This window comes from Streptomyces sp. NPDC005070 (assembly GCF_053600395.1).
This window is the reverse complement of the sequence record NZ_JBSFZS010000465.1, coordinates 1-1,635: the sequence shown is the minus strand read 5'-3', so window position 1 is coordinate 1,635 and position 1,635 is coordinate 1. Positions and strand designations below refer to the sequence as shown.

Genomic DNA, 1,635 nt, shown 5'->3' with positions numbered 1-1,635 from the left:
CCGCGAGCGCGACGAGGAACAGGCCCCCCACCGAGAACAGGGTGAGGAGGTGGTCACCACCGCGTCGAGCAGGATGGCGACGGCGAGACCGAGGCCGAACTGCTGGAGCATCCGGTCGGAGCTGAGCACGAAGGCGGCGAAGACGACGACCATGATGGCCGCGGCCGCTGTGATCACCTTGCCGGTGGACGCCAGCCCTTCACGCACCGAACGGGCGTGGTCCTTGGTGCGTGTCCATTCCTCGTGGATGCGTGAGACGAGGAAGACCTCGTAGTCCATGGACAGCCCGAAGACGATCGCGAAGATCAGAGCGGGGATGAAGGCTTCGACCGGCCCCGGTTGCGCGCCGAACCAGCCGTGCTGGAACACGAGTGTGATGACGCCGAGGGCGGCGGAGATGGACAGCAGGTTCAGGACGGCCGCCTTCACGGGGATCCACAGGGAGCGGAAGACCAGTAGGAGGAGGAGCGAGGAGAGCCCGACGACGACGGCGACGAAGAGGGGCAGCCGGTCGGCGAGTGTTTCGGAGACGTCCTGGGAGGCGGCGGTGGCACCGCCCACGAGGATCCGGGCACCGGTCTCCCGCTCCAGGGGCGGGGCGACGTCGTCGCGCAGACGGTGTACGAGGCCGACGGTGCCCTCGTCCTGTGGAGAGGTCGTCGGGTAGACGAACACCGTGGACAGGGCGCCGTCCCCGGAGGGCAGCGCTGGGCTCGCCTCCGCGACGCCCTCGGTCCTGGCCAGCGCCGCCCGTACCACCGTGCCGGCGGTCTGTTCACCCTCGACCAGGACGATGAGCGGACCGTTGAAACCGGGCCCGAACCCCTCGGCGAGCAGGTCGTACGCGTGGCGGGAAGTGGTTTCCGCGGGGTCGTTGCCGGAGTCCGCGAAGCCCAGACGCATGCTCAGCGCCGGTGCGGACAGGGCCAGCAGAGCGATCACACCCACCAGCAGGGTCGGCACGGGACGGCGCTGCACGACCCGTGCCATGGCACGCCAGCGGTCGCCCTCGGTGCGGCCCCGCGCGGTGGTCCTGTCCCGCCGCCTGAGCACCTGGCGCCGGATCCGCTCGCCGAACAGGGCCAGCAGGGCGGGCAGAAGGGTCAGTGAGGCGGCCATGGTGATCAGCACGGTGACCGCCACGGCGAGGGCGATGCCCTGCAGGGAACCGAGCCCGAGCGCGACCAGTCCCAGCAGGGCGACGATGACGGTGCAACCGGCGAAGAAGACCGTCCGGCCGGCCGCGTCGAGGGCCCTGCGGCCCGCGTCGGCGGGCTCGGCACCGGCCAGGAGTTCCTGGCGGTAGCGGTAGAAGATCAGCAGGGCGTAGTCGACGCCCACACCGAGTCCGACGAGCATCAGGATGGGCGGGGTGAAGTCCGCGACGGTGAAGACGTGCGAGGCCAGCAGGATCAGCCCGATGGCTCCGCCGACCGCGAAGAGCGCGGTGATCAGGGGCAGGGAGGCCGCGAGCACGGAACCGAGGAGCAGCACGAGAATCACCAGGGCGGCGACGATGCCCGCGAGCTCGGCGGTCGGCCCCGACTTGTCCTCGGCGTTGCGTGCCGCCTCACCGCCGACCTCCACTTGAAGGCGGCCGGTCCCGATGCCCCGGGCCGTGTCGATGATCCTGGC

Annotated in this window: 1 protein-coding gene; it reads right to left on the bottom strand. The window is 70.8% G+C overall.

What is annotated here, in order from left to right:
- Window positions 1-1,635: MMPL family transporter (locus tag ACWEBX_RS40295; RefSeq protein ID WP_451889659.1), on the bottom strand; the 1,635-nt coding region annotated here is incomplete at both ends.